At 34.4% G+C, this 20915-nt stretch carries 15 protein-coding genes and 2 tRNA genes; 16 read left to right on the forward strand and 1 reads right to left on the reverse strand.

Going from position 1 to position 20915, the window contains the following annotated elements; all coding sequences use genetic code 11:
- The first annotated feature begins 23 nt into the window (after positions 1–23).
- The 11 genes from CA2559_RS05120 to CA2559_RS05170 all read left to right on the forward strand — a co-directional run bounded on the left by CA2559_RS05120 (position 24) and on the right by CA2559_RS05170 (position 14567).
- Positions 24–1853 carry a glycoside hydrolase family 13 protein gene (locus CA2559_RS05120; protein WP_013186783.1) on the forward strand — a complete coding sequence of 610 codons (1830 nt, stop codon included), beginning with the start codon at positions 24–26 and terminating at the stop codon, positions 1851–1853.
- Positions 1854–1858: 5 nt separating this feature from the next.
- The gene (locus tag CA2559_RS05125) at positions 1859–2848 is read left to right on the forward strand and encodes an alpha/beta hydrolase (RefSeq protein WP_013186784.1); all 990 of its coding nucleotides are present in this window, start codon (positions 1859–1861) and stop codon (positions 2846–2848) included.
- Positions 2848–5136: an alpha-amylase family glycosyl hydrolase gene (locus tag CA2559_RS05130; RefSeq protein ID WP_013186785.1), complete on the forward strand. Its 2289-nt coding sequence runs from the start codon at positions 2848–2850 to the stop codon at positions 5134–5136. The genes CA2559_RS05125 and CA2559_RS05130 overlap by 1 nt, the downstream gene beginning before the upstream one ends.
- A gap of 29 nt (positions 5137–5165) precedes the next feature.
- Positions 5166–6602, forward strand: a complete 1437-nt coding sequence (locus tag CA2559_RS05135) for an alpha-amylase family glycosyl hydrolase (protein ID WP_013186786.1) — start codon at positions 5166–5168, stop codon at positions 6600–6602.
- Between the two features lie 199 nt (positions 6603–6801).
- Positions 6802–7788 (forward strand): 6-phosphofructokinase, encoded by a 987-nt coding sequence (gene pfkA / locus CA2559_RS05140; RefSeq protein ID WP_013186787.1) that lies wholly within the window; start codon positions 6802–6804, stop codon positions 7786–7788.
- Between the two features lie 93 nt (positions 7789–7881).
- Positions 7882–8877, forward strand: a complete 996-nt coding sequence (gap, locus tag CA2559_RS05145) for a type I glyceraldehyde-3-phosphate dehydrogenase (RefSeq protein ID WP_013186788.1) — start codon at positions 7882–7884, stop codon at positions 8875–8877.
- A 104-nt stretch (positions 8878–8981) separates the two neighbouring features.
- Entirely contained in the window at positions 8982–9842 is an 861-nt protein-coding gene (locus CA2559_RS05150; protein ID WP_013186789.1) for a BadF/BadG/BcrA/BcrD ATPase family protein, read from the forward strand.
- The gene (gene pgi / locus CA2559_RS05155) at positions 9842–11479 is read left to right on the forward strand and encodes a glucose-6-phosphate isomerase (RefSeq protein WP_013186790.1); all 1638 of its coding nucleotides are present in this window, start codon (positions 9842–9844) and stop codon (positions 11477–11479) included. Before CA2559_RS05150 ends, pgi begins: the two co-directional genes overlap by 1 nt.
- 171 nt (positions 11480–11650) lie before the next feature.
- The gene (locus CA2559_RS05160; protein WP_013186791.1) at positions 11651–12598 is read left to right on the forward strand and encodes a GSCFA domain-containing protein; all 948 of its coding nucleotides are present in this window, start codon (positions 11651–11653) and stop codon (positions 12596–12598) included.
- Positions 12599–12630: 32 nt separating this feature from the next.
- Complete coding sequence (locus CA2559_RS05165; RefSeq protein WP_013186792.1) at positions 12631–13245, forward strand: DUF4230 domain-containing protein; 615 nt, start codon at positions 12631–12633, stop codon at positions 13243–13245.
- 221 nt (positions 13246–13466) lie between these two features.
- A complete protein-coding gene (locus CA2559_RS05170; RefSeq protein ID WP_013186793.1) occupies positions 13467–14567 on the forward strand; it encodes a DUF4407 domain-containing protein in 1101 nt (366 codons plus the stop codon).
- Here the strand turns inward: CA2559_RS05170 and CA2559_RS05175 are convergent.
- Positions 14564–15100 (reverse strand): RNA methyltransferase, encoded by a 537-nt coding sequence (locus tag CA2559_RS05175; RefSeq protein ID WP_013186794.1) that lies wholly within the window; start codon positions 15098–15100, stop codon positions 14564–14566. The two genes, CA2559_RS05170 and CA2559_RS05175, sit on opposite strands and share 4 nt — an antisense overlap.
- A gap of 105 nt (positions 15101–15205) precedes the next feature.
- Between CA2559_RS05175 and CA2559_RS05180 the strand changes: the two genes are divergently transcribed.
- The 5 genes from CA2559_RS05180 to CA2559_RS05200 all read left to right on the forward strand — a co-directional run bounded on the left by CA2559_RS05180 (position 15206) and on the right by CA2559_RS05200 (position 20826).
- Positions 15206–15778 carry a PepSY domain-containing protein gene (locus tag CA2559_RS05180; protein ID WP_013186795.1) on the forward strand — a complete coding sequence of 191 codons (573 nt, stop codon included), beginning with the start codon at positions 15206–15208 and terminating at the stop codon, positions 15776–15778.
- 119 nt (positions 15779–15897) lie between these two features.
- Positions 15898–18507, forward strand: a complete 2610-nt coding sequence (gene mutS / locus CA2559_RS05185; RefSeq protein WP_013186796.1) for a DNA mismatch repair protein MutS — start codon at positions 15898–15900, stop codon at positions 18505–18507.
- A gap of 121 nt (positions 18508–18628) precedes the next feature.
- Positions 18629–18701: transfer RNA gene (locus CA2559_RS05190), tRNA-Gly, on the forward strand.
- A gap of 69 nt (positions 18702–18770) precedes the next feature.
- Positions 18771–18854: transfer RNA gene (locus CA2559_RS05195), tRNA-Leu, on the forward strand.
- 385 nt (positions 18855–19239) lie between these two features.
- Positions 19240–20826, forward strand: coding sequence for a hypothetical protein (locus tag CA2559_RS05200; RefSeq protein WP_013186797.1), 1587 nt, complete (start codon positions 19240–19242; stop codon positions 20824–20826).
- The last annotated feature ends 89 nt before the right edge of the window (positions 20827–20915 follow it).

Here is a 20915-nt window from a genome sequence, read left to right on the forward strand (position 1 = left end):
TAGCTATTTGTTTACTTCTAAGCATGCAAACAACGTTTGCACAGTTAGAAAGGTTGGAGCCACCAAATTGGTGGGCAGATATGAATTTAACATCAGTCCAACTGTTATGTTATGGTGAAAACATTTCAGATTATGAGGTGTCCTCTAAAGACATAACTATTGTAAATGTGGAGCGTACAGAAAACCCTAATTATCTGTTTGTTAATGTAAATTTTGAAGGGCTTTCTGCTGGAGAATATTCATTTAAGTTCAAAAAGAAAGGTTCAAAATCTTTCACTAAGGCTTTTGCCTTAAAAGAACGTGATGCAAACTCAAAAGAAAGAGAAAGCTTTAATTCAAGTGATTTGGTGTATTTAATAATGCCAGATCGTTTTGCCAATGGAGATACAAGTAATGACAGTATGCCAAGTGTTACAGAAAAAGTAAACAGAGCAGAACAAGGTGGCCGTCACGGTGGCGATTTACAAGGTGTAATTAATCAATTAGATTATTTAGAAGATCTTGGAGTTACTGCACTTTGGAGCACACCACTTTTAGAAGATAACGACGCAAAATATTCTTATCACACCTATGCACAAAGCGATGTATATAAGATAGATCCACGTTATGGAACCAATGAGGATTATAAGCGCTTGGCAACCGAGATGGAACAACGCGATATGAAATTAATAATGGATTATGTGACCAATCATTGGGGTGCAGAACATTGGTTAATTAAAGATTTACCAGAACAAAGCTGGATTCATCAATTTGAAGACAATAAAGGCAAAGATTTTCCTTTAGATGGCTATGCCAACTCAAACTACAGGATGACAACACAGTACGATCCAAACGCGTCTGCAATAGATATACGTTACTGTGAAGATGGTTGGTTTACGAGTACAATGCCAGATTTAAACCAAAGCAATCCTAAAACGTTAACCTATTTAATACAAAATGCCATTTGGTGGATAGAGTATTCTGGGTTAGATGGTTTTCGCGTAGATACCTATTCATATAATGATAAAGAAGGCATCGCAAATTGGACAAAAGCTATTACAGATGAATATCCTAACTTTAATATTGTAGGAGAAGTTTGGCTACATAATCAAGCCCAAATAGCATATTGGCAAAAAGACAGCAAAATAGGAGCCTTGCAAAATTTTAATTCTCATTGTCCAAGTGTCATGGATTTTACACTTCATGATGCAATTGGTGTAATGTTTAAAGAAGACAACGCCAGCTGGAATGACGGAATGATTAAAGCGTACGATAATTTTGTGAATGACTTTTTATACCAAGACATAGACAATCTTATGGTTTTTGCAGAAAACCATGATACCGGACGTATAAACGAAATTTACAATGGGAGCCTAGACCATTATAAACTAGCAATGACGTTAGTGGCTACCACAAGAGGAACACCTCAAATTTATTACGGTAGTGAAATAGGAATGCGTGGCGACAAAGGAAAAGGAGATGGTGCTATACGACAAGATTTTCCTGGTGGTTGGGCTACAGATGCTAACAACGCCTTTACAAAAGATGGCCGTACAGAAGAGCAAGAGGCATATCATTCATTCTCTAAAACACTTTTCAATTTCAGAAAAGAAACACCAGCGTTACATACAGGAGAGTTATTGCATTACCTTCCAGAAAATAACGTCTATGTATATTTCAGAAGTTTAGAAGATCAAACTGTAATGGTTGTATTAAATAATAATCCAGAAGAACAGACTTTAGATTTAAGTCGTTTTACTGAAGGTATTAAGAATGCTACAACAGGTAAGGAGTTATTTTCTCAAAACACACTAAATTTAGATGATCCCTTAACGGTTAAGGGAAAATCTCCATTAGTAATAAGCTTAAACTAAAAACAATGAAGTCAAATTTCCTTTTAATTTTTGGTCTTGTATTAACTGTCTTTGGCTGTAAGGAAATGACGTTACAGGTAAAAAAAGAGGCAGTTAAAGAAAAACAAATTGCAGAAGAGTTTGTTTTTAAGGTTTTAGATAGCGCAGTTTTAAAAGAAGGCAAGCTATTTAGGGTAGATTCTTTTCCGTCTCAATTTGTAGTCCCAAGAACGGTTGATGTTTGGGTGCCAAAATCCTATTCCAAAGACAGCACGTATGCTGTGTTATATATGAATGACGGTCAAAATCTTTTTGATAGTACCACAACTTGGAACAAACAGGAATGGAAAGTAGATGAAACCTTAAGCAGATTAATACAACAAGATTCAGTAAAAAATACAATTGTTGTAAGCGTGCACAGTATTCCAGAATTTAGGCATAGTGATTACTTTCCGCAAAAACCTTTAGAGCAACTTCCAAGTACAGCGTATGATTCTGTAGTGGTTATGGCAAAAAACAACGATGTGTCTAAAACAGAGTTCGTTTCTAATTCAGATAACTATTTAAAATTTTTAGTTGAAGAAGTTAAACCACAAATAGATGCTCAGTTTTCTACAAAAACAGGTGTTGAGCATACAGTAATAGCTGGAAGCAGTATGGGCGGATTAATTTCGTGGTATGCAGTTACAGAATATCCTAGAATATTTGGAGGCGCAATTTGCATGTCTACACATTGGCCTGGCGCAATGCCGTTTGAAGGCAATCCGTTACCTGAAGCTTATTTTAGTTATCTGGAAACTAAATTACCAAGTCTAGAAACACATAAATTTTATTTTGATTACGGAGACAAAACTCTAGATGCACTATATCCTCCATTTGCAACTCGAGTAGATGCTGTGTTTAAAGAAGCAGGTTTTACAGAAGATAATTTTAAAAATATGTTTTTTAAAGGCACAGATCATAGCGAGGTATCCTGGCAAAAACGATTACACATTCCTCTTAAATTCACATTATAATGATTCGAGTAAAACACATAGTGCCCTTTAGCTTAGTATTATTAGGACTATTAGCTGTGTCTTGTAACACTAAAGGAAAAGCATTAGGACAGCCTTCTGTTATTAAAGGTATGGCAACGCCAATACGTTTAGACGTAGATAGTACATCTGTATTGCTAACAGATTATTTTTTAAATGTTTCTGAAATAGATTCAACAAGTACCACTAAAGGATTTGAAACTTCCATAGATAAAGACAAGACAACACTCAAACTAAAAACCTTAGCAAACGCACCAGCATTGGGCAATCTAAGAGTGTGGTCAAATGGTGTAGCTAATGATATACCGTTATTTAAAAGCGCTAAAGAATCTAAAACAATTTCATTTAAAGCTGAAGAAAATCAGTTTCAAACTGTTCAGCTAAAGGGAGAATTTACAAATTGGGGCACACAACCAATGCGCTATGCAAATGGAGAATGGACATATAGTGAAATTTTTAATCCTGGAAATCATCAATATGTTCTTATCGCAGATGGTAAGGAAATGAATAATCCAGATGATACAGAAACTGTTGATAATGGTATGGGCGGCACTAACTCTGTTATTTCTATTGGCAATAAGAATGCGTTAAAGCCAGAGCTTTCTACGGGAAAGAATAATGTGTCTGCTTTCACAGTAAAGATTAAAAATAACTACAACACTGTTTTAGCATATTTAGACAATCAACTTATTGATGGTTCGTATGAAGAAACAGATTCAGATGAAATCTATATAAAAATCCCAAAAGGCTTAAAAGGGCGTCATCTTATAAGAGTGTATGCATCTAATATAAACGGAAGAGGTAATGATATTTTAGTACCTCTTGAAAATAGTAGTGTTATAAGTGATGCATCTAAATTAGAACGTACAGATTTTCACACTCAGATTATGTATTTCTTAATGGTAGATCGTTTTAAAGACGGCGATTTAACCAATACTAAAAAAGTTGATAACGACAGTATTTTACCAAAAGCCAATTATTATGGTGGCGATTTACAAGGTGTTTTAGACAAGATAAAAGACGGTTATTTTAAAGAATTAGGAATTAATACTGTGTGGTTGTCACCAATAACACAAAATCCCGAAGGCGCATATGGTTTGTGGCCAGAACCTTTAACCAAATTTTCTGGATATCACGGATATTGGCCCATTAGCAATACAAAAATAGACTACCGCTTTGGAGATGAGGCCTTGTTTAAAGAGCTTATTGAAGAAGCTCACAAACAAGATATGAATGTTTTGCTGGACTATGTGGCAAATCACGTTCATGAAGAACATCCATTGTATAAAGAGCATCCAGAATGGGCAACAGAGTTATACTTGCCAGATGGTACGCTAAATACAGAACGTTGGGATGATCATAGATTAACAACTTGGTTTGATACGTTTATGCCAACACTTGATTTTAGCAAGCCAGAAGTGGTAGAAACTATGACAGATTCTGCAGCTTATTGGGTTACAAATTATGATTTAGATGGCTTTCGTCACGATGCCACAAAGCACATTCAATTAGACTTTTGGCGTACGCTAACACGTAAAGTTAAAGAACGCACAGACAGACCTATTTATCAAATAGGAGAAACCTACGGTAGTTATGAGCTAATTAATAGTTACATAAACACAGGAATGCTAGATGCGCAATTCGATTTTAACCTATACGATGCAGAAGTATCAACCTTTGCTAAAAATGAAACCTCTTTTGAGCGTTTAGCAAATACCTTGCAACAAGGCTTAAATTATTATGGAAGTCATCATTTAATGGGGAATATTTCAGGTAACCAAGATAAGGCGCGCTTTATAAGTTATGCTTCTGGAGACGTAAGTTTTGAAGAAGATGCAAAAAAAGCAGGTTGGACACGTGAAATTACTATGAGTGACACTACGGCGTACAAAAAGTTGGCACAGTTGCAGGCCTTCAACCTATCTGTACCAGGTATTCCAGTAATTTATTACGGAGATGAGTATGGTAGTATTGGTGGTAATGACCCAGATAACAGACGTAGGATGAAGTTTGAAAACTTAAACAATCAAGAAACTCAGCTTAAAAACACTGTAACATCATTAGTTAATAAGCGTAGAAACTCAATGGCACTTCAATATGGAGAAACCAAAATTTTAAGAGCAGATAAAGAGGTGATGATTATTGAGCGAAACTATTTTACAGAAGAAGTATATGTTGTTTTTAATAAAACAAATAAAGCTCAAGATATAAACGTAGATGGTAATACCATAACAGTTGAAGCAAACGGATTTAATTTTTTCGAAAAATAACTTAAGACCCTAAATAAAACACACAAACAATGAAAACATATATTTCAGCTTTACTAATAGGACTTGCGTTTGTAGCGTGTAAGTCAGAGCCTAAACAAGAAGAGGTGACAGTAGAAACTCCTAAAGAGATTGCGCCAGTTAATGATGAAATGCTGGAAACAGCAATTATCTATGAGGCTAACATAAGACAGTATTCTAATGAAGGTACTTTTAACGCCTTTACGAAAGACATTCCTGAGCTAAAGCAATTGGGTGTAAAAGTAATTTGGTTAATGCCAATATTTCCTATTTCAGAAACTAAACGTAAAGCTACTGGAGGCGATTTTGCAAGCCTTATTGAAGATGAGGCAGAGCGTGAAAAAATGTTAGGTAGTTATTATGCTGTTTCAGATTTTACAGAGGTAAATCCAGAGTTTGGTACCAAAGAAGATTTTAGAGCACTTCTTAAAACGGCACATGATAATGATATGTATGTAATTTTAGACTGGGTGCCAAACCATACAGGTTGGGATCACGTTTGGATAAAAAATCATCCAGAATTTTATACTAAAAACGCTAAAGGAGAAATTACAGATCCATTAAACGAAGATGGAGAGCCAGTTGGTTGGGCAGATGTTGCAGACCTAGATTACAGTAATGAGAACTTACGTAACGAAATGATTTCAGATATGAAATATTGGTTGTCCGAAGAAGGTGTAGATGGCTTTAGATGTGATGTTGCTGGTAGTGTACCATTAGATTTTTGGGAGCAAGCTATACCACAACTTCGTGATACTAAAGATGTATTTATGTTAGCTGAAGCTTGGGAGCCAGAATTATTAAAAGCTAATTTATTTGATATGGCTTACGCTTGGGATGGTCATCATATGATGAACGCAATTGCATCTGGAGAAAAGGATGCGTCTGCTTTTAAAGACTACATATCTAAAGTTGAAACCGACTACGAAGACAATGACATCTTAATGAATTTTGTAACAAACCACGACGAAAACTCTTGGAATGGAACTATTAAGGAGCGTATGGGTTCTAATGCAAGTGCAATGACAGCGTTGTCATACACAATGCCTGGAATGCCACTAATTTATAGTGGTCAAGAATACGATCTAGATCACAGGTTAAAGTTTTTTGAAAAGGATAGTATACCAAAAACAAAAGCTAATATGTGGCCATTGTTAGAAAAATTAGGGCAACTTAAGACAGAAAACAAAGCGCTTCATGGAGGTAAAGATGCTGCAACAATATCTATTTTAGAAACATCTAAGCCAAATGCTATCATTGCTTTTAAAAGAGAGAAAGCAGAAGATCAATTGGTATATTTAGCAAATGTATCTAATAACCCAATTACATTTACTGTACAATTAGAAGGTGTATATGTAGATGAAATGACAGGAAAAGAAATTACGCTAGCTAAAGATCAGGAACACACATTAAAAGGAAATCAATACGTTATATATACCAATAAATAATCTAACATATTATGTCTCGGTTAAACCTGTAATATATCGCTTAATATATGTTACAGGTTTTTTTATTCTTGTAATTTTAAGAGAATTAAATCCTTTATCTCTAAAAAGAGATGCTCATTACTAACTATTTATCAACCGAAAACGTTTTAGTCAAGAGTAAGATTAGGCGTTTCCTTTTATTCTCAATACATTTAACATAATGAAAGATAAATTGAATCATATTGCTGTCCTAACAAGTGGTGGCGATGCTCCAGGAATGAATGCAGGAATAAGAGCAGTTGTACGTTCTTGTGCATTTCACGATATTAAATGTTCTGGTATTTATAGAGGTTACCAAGGTCTTATAGAAAATGATTTTGAAGTTCTTAATGCACGTTCAGTAAGAAATATTATAAATCGAGGTGGCACCTTTTTAAAATCGGCACGTTCTAAAGAATTTAGGACAAAAGAAGGACGTCAAAAAGCTTACGAAAATCTTATATCTCAAGGCGTAGATGCCTTGGTGGTAATTGGAGGTGATGGTACATTTAATGGTGCAGTTGTCTTTAATGAAGAACATGATTTTCCAATAGTAGGAATGCCAGGTACTATAGATAATGATATTAATGGAACAGATCATACTATTGGTTACGATACTGCATTAAATACTGTTGTTGAAGCTATAGATAAAATTAGAGATACCGCAAACTCTCATAACCGTTTGTTTTTAGTTGAGGTTATGGGAAGAGATGCAGGAGATATTGCCTTAAATGCAGGTATTGGTGCAGGAGCAGAAGAGATTTTAATTCCGGAAGAAGATTTAGGAACAGATAGATTGTTAGAGTCTTTAAAACGAAGTAAAAAATCTGGGAAAACCTCCAGCATTATTGTGGTTTCTGAAGGAGATAAAATAGGTAAGAATATTTTTGAACTCGCAGAGTTTATTGAAACCAACCTAGAAGATTACGAAGTTAGAGTTACTGTTTTAGGACACATACAACGTGGTGGTACGCCTAGCTGTTATGATCGTGTTTTAGCAAGCAGGTTAGGTATTGGTGCCGTAGATGCATTATTGGCAGGAGAGCGAGACATTATGATAGGAACAGTGCACGGTAAAGTTACATCTGTGCCATTTAAGGAAGCTGTTGCAGGACGCAATAAAATAGATTTAGATTTAATTAGAGTGGCAGATATTACTTCGACATAATACAATAAGATGTCTTGTGACAGGCATTGTCGAAATAGTTATATAGAAAAGAAATTATTAATTAAAAAGTTACCCAATACGTTGGGCATTACTATGACAAAATTAGCAATAAACGGTTTTGGCCGTATCGGTAGAATAGCATTTAGAATAGCAACACAACGCGACAATGTAGAAGTTGTAGCAATAAACGATTTATTAGACGTTGATCACTTAGCATACCTATTAAAATATGATTCAGTTCACGGAAAATTTCCAGGGATTGTTGAGGTTAAAGACGGCAACTTAGTTGTAGATGGTAATACAATTCGTGTAACAGCAGAGCGCAATCCAGAAGACTTAAAATGGGATGAAGTAGGTGCAGAAGTTGTAATGGATTGTACAGGAATATTTACAGATTTAGATAACGCAGATGCACACTTAAAAGCAGGTGCTAAAAAAGTAGTTATCTCTGCACCATCTAAAACAGCGCCTATGTTTGTAATGGGTGTAAACCACAAAGATGTTAAACCATCAGATAATATTGTATCTAACGCATCTTGTACTACAAACTGTTTAGCGCCAATGGCTAAGGTTATAGATGATGAGTTTGGTATTGTAGAAGGGTTAATGACTACAGTACACGCAACAACATCTACACAATTCACTGTAGATTCGCCATCAAAGAAAAACTACAGATTAGGGCGTTCTGCAATGGCTAATATTATACCAACATCTACAGGAGCTGCAGTAGCGGTAACTAAAGTAATACCATCTTTAAAAGGTAAGCTAACAGGTATGGCGTTTAGAGTGCCAACAACAGATGTGTCTGTTGTAGATTTAACCGTACGTACAGAAAAACCAGCTACTTACGAAGATATTAAGATAGCATTTAAAAAAGCATCTACTGGAGATTACCGTGGTATTATAGATTATGTTGAAGATGATGTGGTGTCTCAAGACTTTGTAAGCGATGCCAATACTTGTAATTTTGATGCAAATGCAGGAATTGCTTTAAATGATAAATTCTTTAAATTAATTGCTTGGTATGATAACGAGTACGGATATTCTTCTAAATTGGTAGATTTATCGTTACACGTAGCGTCATTATAATTTCATAAATATTTAAAAGAGTCTGGTGCTGTTAAATTATTAGTTTAATAGATGCTGGACTCTTTTCAATTTTACAAACACCTATCTTTAATTAAATTTTATTTATGGTACTCATAGCAGATGGCGGCTCAACAAAATGCGACTGGATTCTATTAGATTCCAAAGGCGATGTAAAGCTTAAGACAAGAACACTTGGCTTAAATCCAGCAGTCTTTAAACAAGAGGTTTTAGAAGAAAGGCTAAAAGAAAATAGTGAGCTTAAATCTATATGTGACATTGTAGAAACAGTACACTTTTACGGCGCAGGTTGTGGTACCAAAACGCCTAAGCAAAACCTAAAAGAGACATTACAAAATTACTTTTACGCAGCTAAGGAGATTGAAGTTAATGAAGATATGGCTGCTGCAGTGTATGCTGCAACAACAAAACCAGGCATTGTGTGCATCTTAGGTACAGGATCTAATTCCTGTTACTTTGATGGTAAAGACATCCATATGGCGGTGGACTCATTAGGGTATATTCTTATGGATGAAGCTAGCGGTAATTATTTTGGCAAACGCCTAATAAGAGATTACTACTACAATAAAATGCCTAAAAAACTTAAAAAAGAATTTGCTGCTAGGTTCGATTTAAATTCAGATGTTATTAAAATGAACCTTTACAAAAAAGAGAACCCAAATATGTATTTGGCCTCTTTTGCAGAGTTTATATTTACCAGTGAAGTAGGAGATTTAAATGCTTATTTCTATAAATTAATAGAAGAAGGCATGCTCAAATTTATAGAGCGTCGCATTCTTTGTTTTAAAGAAGCACAACACGTGCCTATTCACTTTATAGGATCTATAGCTCATTTTTCAGAAGACATCATAAGAGAATGTTTTGAGCCCTATCAACTTGAGTTAGGTTCAATAATTAGAAGACCTATTGATGGTCTTATACAATACTATAAAGACAATATATTATAATGAATTTCCCATCTATAAACCCTACAGAAACAAACGCTTGGAAAGCACTAAAAGATCATTTTGAAAGCATTAAAGCTGAAAAAATGAAAGATTGGTTTGCTAAAGATCCTCAGCGTGCCGAAGAGTTTTCAATAGCTTGGAAAGATGTGTATGTAGATTATTCAAAAAACCGAATAACTGCAGAAACTAAACAACTGCTTTTAAACTTAGCAGATGAGGTGAAGCTTAAAGACGCTATTGAAGCGCAATTTTCAGGAGAAAAAATAAACCAGACAGAAGATAGGGAAGTATTGCATACAGCGTTAAGAGATGCTAAGACCAAAGTTTCTGTAAACGGAGAATCTATTTCTAAAGATGTTCAGGATAATCTGGACCATATGCAGTCGTTTTCTAAAAGTATTATAAACGGCGATTGGAAAGGGCATACCGGAAAGCCTATAACAGATGTTGTAAATATAGGTATTGGAGGAAGTGATTTAGGACCACAAATGGTGGTTGATGCGTTACAGTTTTATAAAAATCACCTTAACGTACATTTTGTTAGTAATGTAGATGGAGACCATATTTCAGAAACGTTAAAACACTTAAATCCTGAGACCACTTTATTTGTCATAGTTTCAAAAACATTTACAACACAAGAAACACTTACCAATGCCAATACGGCAAGGCGTTGGTTTTTAAAAAACGCCGAAGAATCTGCAATAGCCAAACACTTTGTAGCAGTATCTACAAATGCTACCGCCATTAAAGATTTCGGAATTTCAGAAAAAAACAGTTTTACAATGTGGAACTGGGTTGGTGGCCGTTTTAGTTTATGGAGTAGTGTAGGGCTTTCAATAAGTTTAGCTGTAGGTTTTAACAACTTTAAGCAGCTTTTAGATGGTGCAAAAGACATGGATTCTCATTTTAGGAATACAGAATTTTCAGAAAACATTCCTGTTATCACTGCTTTGCTAACAGTTTGGTATAACAATTTTTATGGAGCAGAGAGTGAAGCTATTATTCCATATTCTCAATACCTGCAAAAGCTAGCACCTTACCTACAACAAGGTATTATGGAAAGTAACGGTAAAGGGATAGACAGAAATGGAAAACAGATAGATTACGAAACTGGTACCATAATTTGGGGAGAGCCAGGAACAAATTCCCAGCACGCATTCTTTCAATTAATTCATCAAGGCACAAAATTAATACCTAGTGATTTTATTGGTTTTAAAACTTCCTTACACGGTAATACAGAACATCACGATAAGCTAATGGCAAACTACTTTGCCCAGACAGAAGCTTTGTTACAGGGAAAAGATGAGACAACAGTTGTTTCAGAATTAAAAAACAAAGGTCTTTCAGAATCTGAAATTAAGGCGCTAACACCTTTTAAAATATTTGAAGGTAACAGACCAACCACAAGTATTCTAATTGATAAATTAACACCTAAATCTTTAGGTAGCTTAATTGCTATGTATGAGCATAAACTTTTTGTGCAAGGTGTTATCTGGAATATTTTTAGCTATGACCAATGGGGCGTCGAGTTAGGTAAGCAATTAGCTAATACAATATTAGAAGATTTAAAAGCAGATGGTTTAAAACACACGCATGACGCCTCGACAAGTAAACTATTAAAGCGTTATAAATCTTAGAGCTTCTTAGGTTAAAATGATTACTTAGGGCTCAACTTTTAACGTTGAGCCTTACTTGTTTATATCGATTAGCTTTTCAGTAACTTTGTGAGGGTGCCCGATGCTAATTTTAATTTAGTTTCGAAAAGCTCAATCCTTTATAAATGCTCTTTACTTAGATAATTTCTTAAAATGCAGCTTCAAACAAAAATACCAATACAAGAACAATCTCCTAAAATTAATTATAACTCAAGCTTAGTATTATTAGGTAGTTGTTTTGTTGAAAATATTGGAAAGAAGATTGACTATTTTAAGTTGAAAAACACATTAAATCCGTTTGGTATTACGTTTCATCCATTGGTTTTAGAGCGTCTTATTAAAAGTTCTTTAAAAGATAAATCCTATTCTGAAGATGATGTATTTCAACTTAATGAGCGTTGGCATTGTTATGATGCACATTCAGTATTAAGTGATGCATCTCAATCGAAATTAATTAATAATCTAAACCTTGCTTCTAAAACGTTAAAGCACTCGCTTACAGGCGCCTCACACATTATTGTTACTTTAGGGACAGCTTGGGGTTATGTGCAACAACACTCAACGGAGGTTGTAAACAATTGTCATAAAGTACCACAGAAAAATTTCAAAAAGACTTTAGCTAGTGTAGATGAACTTGTAGTAAGTTTAAAATCTATTTCAGCAACTATTAAAGCCATAAATCCAGAGGCAAAACTTATACTTACAGTCTCTCCTGTTAGGCATATTAAAGACGGCTTTGTGGAGAACACTCAAAGTAAAGCGCATTTAATTTCTGCTGTCCATAAAACAATTTCAGCAACTAATAATACAGCCTACTTTCCATCTTATGAAATTATGATGGATGAGCTAAGAGACTACCGATTTTATAGTGAAGATATGCTGCACCTAAGCCAGATTGCTGTTAACTATATATGGGATCAGTTTATAGCAGCTTGGTTTTCTCAAGAAGGGAAAGATACTTTAAATCGCATAAATGACATTCTAAGAGGTTTAGCTCATAGACCATTTAATCCGAGCTCAGATGCGCATCAAAAATTCATTAAGAACCTTCAGGAAAAAATTGAGGCACTACAAAAGGATTGTCCTCAAATAAAGTTCTAATCTTTCAGTATCTTTAATAGAAAATTGCAAACATGCGTAAAATCTTATTAGGTGCTGTTTTGGCATTGGTTATTGTATTTGGAATTAGGTACTGTGAGCATCAAAAAGATGAGCGCGAGCAGCTAGAAGCAAGTACGGCACTTATACAAACACAATTGCAAAATGTAGGAAAGCTTGTGGTAACAGAAGGAAATTACGCTCAGGTATTTTCATATAACGACTCTAAAGATTTATTATACGGCTTGGTTAAAGCTTATAAAAAAGCATTGGTAATAATTGATGCAAAAGCAAAGGTGAGCTATGATTTAAGTAAAATGGTGGTGACTACCAATGCAGAGAAAAAGAAAGTAATCATCTTATTTATTCCAGAACCAGAGTTGGATATAAACCCAAACATTAAATATTACGATGTTTCTCAAGATTACTTAAACCAATTTACAGAACGAGATTTTAATATCGTAAAAGAGCGTATAGAAGATGATTTGCGCAGAAAAATATCTAAGTCTGAACTTATGACAAATGCAGAGAACAGGCTAATTTCTGAACTTCAAAAAATATATATCCTTACAAACTCTATGGGTTGGACGTTAGAGTATGATGCAACACCCATTAATTCTTCAGAAGAGTTACAGCGGATAAAATTATAAAGTAAGTTATACTAAGGGCAATGAGAATTCCCTATTTATAAATAATTAAATTTATTTTCACTATTCACTATTCACTATTCACTATTCACTATTCACTATTCACTATTCACTATTCACTATTCACTATTCACTATTCACTATTCACTAATTTCTATATAACAATCTGTTACGTTTTAGCGTTATGATATACTCATAGATATCATCAATCAAAATCAATCATTATGTTACAACGCTTCTTCATCCTATGTTCTGGAGCAGATAATTCTTTATTAGAAACGTGTTCTAAAGGCGAGCAAAATAAATATGCCGGTATTGGCGCAACAGTATTTTTCACAGCAGTGATGGCTTTTTTAGCTTCTGCGTACGCACTCTATACGGTCTTTGATAATTATTTTGCTGCAATAGGGTTCGGTTTAGTTTGGGGTTTGCTCATATTTAACCTGGACCGCTATATAGTTTCAACAATTAAGAAAACAGGACGCTTTAGTAATGAGTTGTTCCAAGCAGCACCTCGACTTATTTTGGCAATAATCATAGCAATAGTTATTGCCAAGCCTTTAGAGCTTAAGATATTTGAAAAGGAAATAGATCGTGTCATACTAGAGCAGAAAAATGCATTTACTGTTGAAAATCAAAATCAGATAGCCACACAATTTTCTCCAGAAGTTGATGCTATTACAAATGAAATAGATGCTTTAAAGTCTGAAATAGCCACAAAAGAAAATGAGGTTAATGCACTTTATGATATTTATATAAGTGAAGCAGAAGGCACCTCTGGAACCCAAAAACTAGGAAAAGGTCCAGTTTATAAAGAAAAGCGCGATAAACACGATGCAGCTCTAGCAGATTTACAAGCTTTAAAGACGACCAACGCTTCTAAAATAGAAGCTTTAGAGGCACAAATAAGCACTCTCAAAACTAATTACGATACTAAAGTAGCAGACACACAACCAATAGTTGAAAATTTTGATGGTCTTATGGCACGCATTACAGCACTTGATACCTTACCTTGGTTACCATCATTTTTTATTTTTTTGCTATTTCTATGTATTGAAACTGCGCCAATTATAGCAAAACTATTAGCGCCTAGAGGAGAATATGATGTAAAGCTTAGTGAAGCCGAAGATGAGCTTAAGTCTTGGGCAACCCAAAAAGCACAACAACGAGCAAGCTTGATAAAAGCAGATCATATCTTAAATGATCGTGTGTACGGAGATATAAGCACAGAAGAAGAATTATACGCCTATAAAATGAAACGAGCTAGAGAGCTTATGAAACAACAGCAAGAGGCATTTTATAAAAGCCAGACTAAAGTGTTTTAATTATTAATTTTCATTGCAAGGTCCCACATAACAACACCAACGCTTACAGAAATATTTAAAGAGTGTTTACTGCCAAATTGTGGTATTTCAATAACAGCATCACTTTGTGATACAACATCTTGCTGCACGCCTTTTACTTCGTTTCCAAATACAACTGCATAGGTAGTGTTTGGTTCTGGTTTAAATGTGTTTAGCATTATAGCGTCTTCGGCTTGTTCAATAGCCAGTATTTTTACGTGGTCCTCTTTTAAGCGCTCTACCAAAGCAACTGTATCGTTTACATACTCCCAAACTACAGTTTCAGTAGCACCTAGGGCAGTTTTTCTAATGTCTTTATGTGGTGGTTGTGCAGTAATACCACATAAATAGATTTTTTCAATTAAAAATGCATCTGCTGTACGAAATACAGAACCTACATTATGAAAGCTTCTTACATTATCTAAGATGATAATAAGTGGTGTTTTTGTAGCGTCTTTAAATTCTTCAACCGTTTTACGATCTAGTTCTGCGTTTTTAAGCTTTCTGTGTTTCATAACTGCAAAGTTACAAACGAAACTAACGTTGTTACAATGCAATGACAAATGAAATTTTCACCTTCAAAATTTTAGCATTACCCAATACCTTATATTTGCCAACTTATGAGCGAAAAAAGAAAACAGCAAGCAAAACTTTTAAGAAACTTTAGAAGTATACATCGTACGTTGGGTGCACTTCTGTTTGTGTTTTTCTTTGTAGTTTCTATTACTGCTTTACTTTTAGGGTGGAAGAAAAATAGTGGCAACCTCATATTACCATCAACTAAAATGGGAGCAACCACTACTATAAATAACTGGTTGCCTATGGAGCAATTACAGGATATTGCTTTTAATGTATTAAGAGACTCTGTTAGTAGTTCTATAAATTTGGATTTAGATCGTATAGATTCACGACCAAGCAAAGGTGTTGTAAAATTTGTATTTAAAGAACATTATTGGGGTGTACAATTAGATGGTGCAACAGGAAAAGTACTCTCGCTATCACCAAGGCGTGCCGATGTTATTGAAAACATTCACGACGGCTCAATTTTAGATGTTGTATTTAAAACTAATTCTAACATCCTCAAGCTAATTTACTCGTCTGTTATGAGCATATCACTTTTATTATTTACTGTTACTGGTTTTTGGTTGTGGTATGGACCTAAGCGAATGCGTAAGTCAAAACGAACACCTTAGGTTTTTTCACTTTACACATTTAGAGTTGATAACAACCTATATGTAATTGTTTAAAACTTCATTCGGGTATACCTTTCAATTTTGGTACTTTCGCAAGTCAATCACAGCATTTAAATCTAATGGCCAAAGCAAAGAAAGTCACACCATTAATGCAGCAATATAATAGCATCAAGACAAAGTATCCTGATGCCTTATTGTTATTTCGCGTAGGCGATTTTTACGAAACTTTTGGGGAAGATGCTGTAAAAGCAGCACGCATATTAAATATAGTGCTCACTAACCGAAATAACGGTGGCGAGCGTACAGAGCTTGCAGGATTTCCACACCATTCATTAAATACCTACCTACCCAAATTAGTAAAAGCAGGAGAACGTGTGGCTATTTGTGACCAACTAGAAGATCCAAAAGCTACTAAAAGTATTGTTAAACGTGGCGTTACAGAACTTGTTACGCCAGGTGTTGCACTAAATGATGAGGTGCTACAGAGCAATTCTAATAACTTCCTTGCTTCAGTTTACATTGGAAAAAAGCAAATGGGTGTAGCGTTTTTAGATGTTTCAACAGGCGAATTTCTTACAGCGCAAGGCTCTTCAGAATATATAGATAAATTACTGCAAAATTTTGCGCCTAGTGAAATACTTATTGCAAAACAAAAGAAAGCAGATTTTACAGCAATCTTTGGGTCAGATTTTCATACATTTTATATTGAAGATTGGGTGTTTAAGACAGACTATGCCCACGAAACACTACATCAACATTTTGGTGTAAAATCATTAAAAGGCTTTGGTGTAGATCATTTAGAGGATGGTATCATAGCCTCTGGAGCTATATTATATTACCTAAGTGAAACACAACATCATAAATTAAAACATATTACAAGCATAAGCCGCATTGCAGAAGACGCCTATGTTTGGATGGATCGTTTTACTATAAGAAATCTAGAGCTTTATCAAGGCACATCTTTACAGTCTGTAACTTTATTAGATGTTATAGATAAAACAACATCTCCTATGGGAGGTAGAACATTAAAGCGTTGGTTGGCACTGCCATTAAAAAACGCTGAAAAAATAAAAAAACGTCACCGAGTTGTAAACTATTTCCTTAAGCAAAAAACATTATTGAGTGATGTCACGTCTCATATAAAACAGATTGGAGATATAGAGCGTCTCATTTCTAAAGTAGCTACCGCTAAAGTAAGCCCAAGAGAAGTTATTCAACTTAAAAACTCATTAGATGCTATTGTGCCTATTAAGACATTAGCCCTTAAATCTGAAAACGATGCTCTAAAAGTTATAGGTGATAATTTACAGTCTTGTGATTTATTGCGAGGAAAAATAACAGAAACCTTAAATGAAGAAGCACCAGTTAATATACTAAAGGGTAGTACTATAGCTAGAGGATTTTCCAAAGAGCTGGATGAGCTTAGAGATATACGTTTTTCTGGAAAAGAATATCTAGATAAAATGCTTCAGAGAGAAACAGAGGCTACTGGTATTACATCATTAAAAATAGCAAGCAACAATGTTTTTGGATATTATATTGAAGTGAGAAATTCTCATAAAGATAAGGTTCCAGAAAACTGGGTTAGAAAACAAACTTTGGTAAATGCAGAGCGGTATATTACTGAAGAATTAAAAGAATACGAAGCTAAAATTTTAGGAGCAGAAGAGAAGATTGTGCAAATAGAGCAAGAGTTGTTCTCTAAATTAGTTACTTGGATTTCAGACTACATAAAACCAGTACAGCAAAATGCACATCTTATAGGAGAAATAGACTGTCTTTGTGGTTTTGCTACACAAGCTATGCAGGAAAACTATTGTTTGCCAGAAATCACAGAAGACTATAGTTTAGAGATTACAGAAGGAAGGCATCCCGTTATTGAAAAACAGTTGCCACTTGGAGAACCCTATATAACTAACGATATCTTGCTTAATCGTGATGATCAGCAAATGATTATGATAACTGGGCCAAATATGAGTGGTAAGTCAGCTATCCTAAGACAAACGGCACTAATTGTATTATTAGCTCAAATGGGAAGTTTTGTGCCTGCTAAAGCTGCCAAAATAGGATTAGTAGATAAGATTTTTACTAGAGTAGGCGCAAGTGATAATATTTCGATGGGTGAAAGTACATTTATGGTCGAGATGAATGAAACTGCGAGTATTCTTAATAATCTTTCAGATCGTAGTTTAGTGCTTTTAGATGAGATAGGTCGTGGTACAAGTACATATGATGGTATATCTATAGCTTGGGCAATTAGTGAATACTTACATGAACACCCAGCAAAGGCTAAGACACTATTTGCAACTCATTATCATGAGTTAAATGAGATGACAGAAACCTTTGAGCGCATTAAGAATTATAATGTGTCTGTAAAAGAATTAAAAGATAATGTACTCTTTTTAAGAAAACTAGTTCCAGGAGGTAGCGAACATAGCTTCGGAATTCACGTAGCTAAAATGGCAGGAATGCCACAACAGGTATTGCATCGAGCAAATAAAATATTAAAGAAATTAGAGAAAAGTCATTCTTCTGAAGAGTTAAGCGGACAGATAAAAAAAGCAACAGAGCAAGAACCACAATTAAGCTTCTTTAAGTTAGACGATCCTTTATTAGAAGATATAAAGCAGGAAATCATACAAGTAGACATAAATACTTTAACGCCAGTTGAAGCATTAATGAAGTTAAATGAGATTAAAAGAATGCTTGTCCCAAAAGGAAATGATTAATAAAAATAAGGACTTAAATATTTCTTTAAATTATTTTCCTGAAATCCTTTGTTGTTAAGTGAAAGTTATTAAATTTGCAACCGCTAATTCAACAAGTTGAGTTAGTACGTTCATAACAATCGCGAAAATAGCTCAGCTGGTAGAGCGCCACCTTGCCAAGGTGGAGGTCGCGGGTTCGAATCCCGTTTTTCGCTCAGTTACCAAAAAAATGTCGATATTTGAACGCCGATATTTTTAAAGCATTCGTAAATTTTAGAGTTTACGCTCGGGTGGTGGAATTGGTAGACACGTTGGACTTAAAATCCAATGAACATTAGTTCGTACGGGTTCAAGTCCCGTCCCGAGTACTTAGATAAAGCCTTGTTATACAAGGCTTTTCTTGTTTTTAAGGGTTTCCTGAAACCACTTAAAATGCATTACAAAATTGAAATCGTACCTAGACGTACCTAGTAATATAACTGTTACTGTGGGTAAAAAATGATATTCAGATCCAAAACTTTATATTCCAAAAAAGGATGGTAAAGCTACTGTTGAGCCTAATAAATGGTGGTATGTCTATTGGCGTACAAATCCAAACGGTGTTCTTGATAGAAAACTACAGTTCATTAAGAATATAAACCGCTTTAATACAGTAAAGAAGACCGTTAGCAAGTATAAGTGCCAAAATACCCATATTTAGGTATTGTAATTAGTACGTTCAAAAGTTAATTTTGAAACTTAAATTCATTACAAATGAAAAAAGCACTTCTAATTTTAATGTCAATCATTGTTTTCGGTTGTTCCAAAGATGACAATTCCCCAACAGAACCAATTGAGCAAAACCTCACTGTAGAAAGTAACAATGTCAAAACATTTGAGGTTGTTTCAGTTACAGTTAATAATTTGGAACTAACAGACAATACTTATCAAGCTACATTTGGTAATAGTGAAATTACATTAGTGAAATTTGATGATAACTCTCTAATATTTTCAATTCCTGAGATAGAAGAAGGGACTTACTCGTTATCACTTTCGTTAGGGACTGTTGAATTGAACGTTACAGAAACACAAGTTTTAAATACAGATGAAATAATTCAAGACGTATTTGATGATTTTAGTGCAGACATAGGCAATTTGGATAATAGCGACCCATTTATTGCAAGTGAAATTACAGAAGCAGAGTCGTACAACACAGAAGTTTTAGCATTATATAATTCATTGAACGATGAACAAAAAAGGCAAACAGCTATGTTCTATGAGGCGAATAAAGAAGTTTTTAAAAATGAGATAGCCTCTAATTTAAATGGTCTAACAGCACTGTCAAGAACATCACAATCAGATTGCCCAACAGTTGGATTTAAATCAATTTACAGTTGTAGAGCTGCAAATTTAGGTAGTAGTGCAATTGCACTAAAGAATAGTTCAAAAGAATTTTTACAAATATTGGCATTGGCTGGTGCTTCTGCATATCTAGCACCTGCATCTTTTGGTTTATCTGCAGTTGGGACATTTCTAGGGTTAGGAACAGCTGCATATATTTATATGACAGAAGTAAGACCATCTTTTATAATGTTTAAATCAAGTTTAAGGTCTTTTATTGGTGCAAACTGGATATTAACTCAAGCAACATTTTCAGTGATTACAGATGAGTTTACTAGTGAATCACAATCTAGTCTAAATGTTATGCCTGATTTTAGGAGTATAAGTTCAAATGATAATGGAATATCAGAAGAAACAGGATTTTTCATTACTTCTTTAAATACTTTAAACGGTTTTTGGAATCAACTTACAGCTCTTTTCGGAAGTCCGATAAATTTTCAAGAAACATCTGAAAATATTGATTTTGACGATAATACTGACCAGATAACAATAACAAATATTTCAAATTCTAATGTTGAGTTAGAATCACTAAATGGTCAAAATGTAAAATTTAAATCGTTGTCGGGAAATGATGAAAGTTTTAGTTTTGATGTTGAATTTAGCAAAGAAGGCTTTATTGAAAATAGAACAATAAGCGCAAGCGTTTCGATTGAAGAGTTTAACTATCAAGGAGATTGGCTTATGCATTGGTATAATATAAGTGATGGTGCGTTAGTACAAAGTGACAGAATTACTTTTAATGCATTAGGAAATAGCACATCAGCTGAATTTTATCAATATCCTAATCAGAATGGTTGGATGTCCTATCCCGATGACAATTACACAATTTTCTATAATGGAATTTTAACAGTTACAGATATTTACTTTGGACTTGCATTACCATTTGATGTTATTACCGTGGATGACACAATATTTTATGGGACTGCTGGAACCTACAATTTAGAATTAATTAGACAATAGTTACGTTTGCTAACTTTTTATAAAAACAAAAAGGCAATTGTAAAAAAAAAACAGAATGATTCGGGCATATTTCCGAAGTCTGCTAATTT

Origin of the sequence: Croceibacter atlanticus HTCC2559 (genome assembly GCF_000196315.1) — a bacterium.
In the GTDB taxonomy this organism is placed as follows: domain Bacteria; phylum Bacteroidota; class Bacteroidia; order Flavobacteriales; family Flavobacteriaceae; genus Croceibacter; species Croceibacter atlanticus.

Coding starts and splice junctions, on each gene's coding strand:
- CA2559_RS05120 (WP_013186783.1), top strand. CDS start 24: ATGCAAACAACGTTTGCACAGTTAGAAAGGTTGGAGCCACCAAATTGG.
- CA2559_RS05125 (WP_013186784.1), top strand. CDS start 1,859: ATGAAGTCAAATTTCCTTTTAATTTTTGGTCTTGTATTAACTGTCTTT.
- CA2559_RS05130 (WP_013186785.1), top strand. CDS start 2,848: ATGATTCGAGTAAAACACATAGTGCCCTTTAGCTTAGTATTATTAGGA.
- CA2559_RS05135 (WP_013186786.1), top strand. CDS start 5,166: ATGAAAACATATATTTCAGCTTTACTAATAGGACTTGCGTTTGTAGCG.
- pfkA (WP_013186787.1), top strand. CDS start 6,802: ATGAAAGATAAATTGAATCATATTGCTGTCCTAACAAGTGGTGGCGAT.
- gap (WP_013186788.1), top strand. CDS start 7,882: ATGACAAAATTAGCAATAAACGGTTTTGGCCGTATCGGTAGAATAGCA.
- CA2559_RS05150 (WP_013186789.1), top strand. CDS start 8,982: ATGGTACTCATAGCAGATGGCGGCTCAACAAAATGCGACTGGATTCTA.
- pgi (WP_013186790.1), top strand. CDS start 9,842: ATGAATTTCCCATCTATAAACCCTACAGAAACAAACGCTTGGAAAGCA.
- CA2559_RS05160 (WP_013186791.1), top strand. CDS start 11,651: ATGCAGCTTCAAACAAAAATACCAATACAAGAACAATCTCCTAAAATT.
- CA2559_RS05165 (WP_013186792.1), top strand. CDS start 12,631: ATGCGTAAAATCTTATTAGGTGCTGTTTTGGCATTGGTTATTGTATTT.
- CA2559_RS05170 (WP_013186793.1), top strand. CDS start 13,467: ATGTTACAACGCTTCTTCATCCTATGTTCTGGAGCAGATAATTCTTTA.
- CA2559_RS05175 (WP_013186794.1), bottom strand. CDS start 15,100: ATGAAACACAGAAAGCTTAAAAACGCAGAACTAGATCGTAAAACGGTT.
- CA2559_RS05180 (WP_013186795.1), top strand. CDS start 15,206: ATGAGCGAAAAAAGAAAACAGCAAGCAAAACTTTTAAGAAACTTTAGA.
- mutS (WP_013186796.1), top strand. CDS start 15,898: ATGGCCAAAGCAAAGAAAGTCACACCATTAATGCAGCAATATAATAGC.
- CA2559_RS05200 (WP_013186797.1), top strand. CDS start 19,240: ATGAAAAAAGCACTTCTAATTTTAATGTCAATCATTGTTTTCGGTTGT.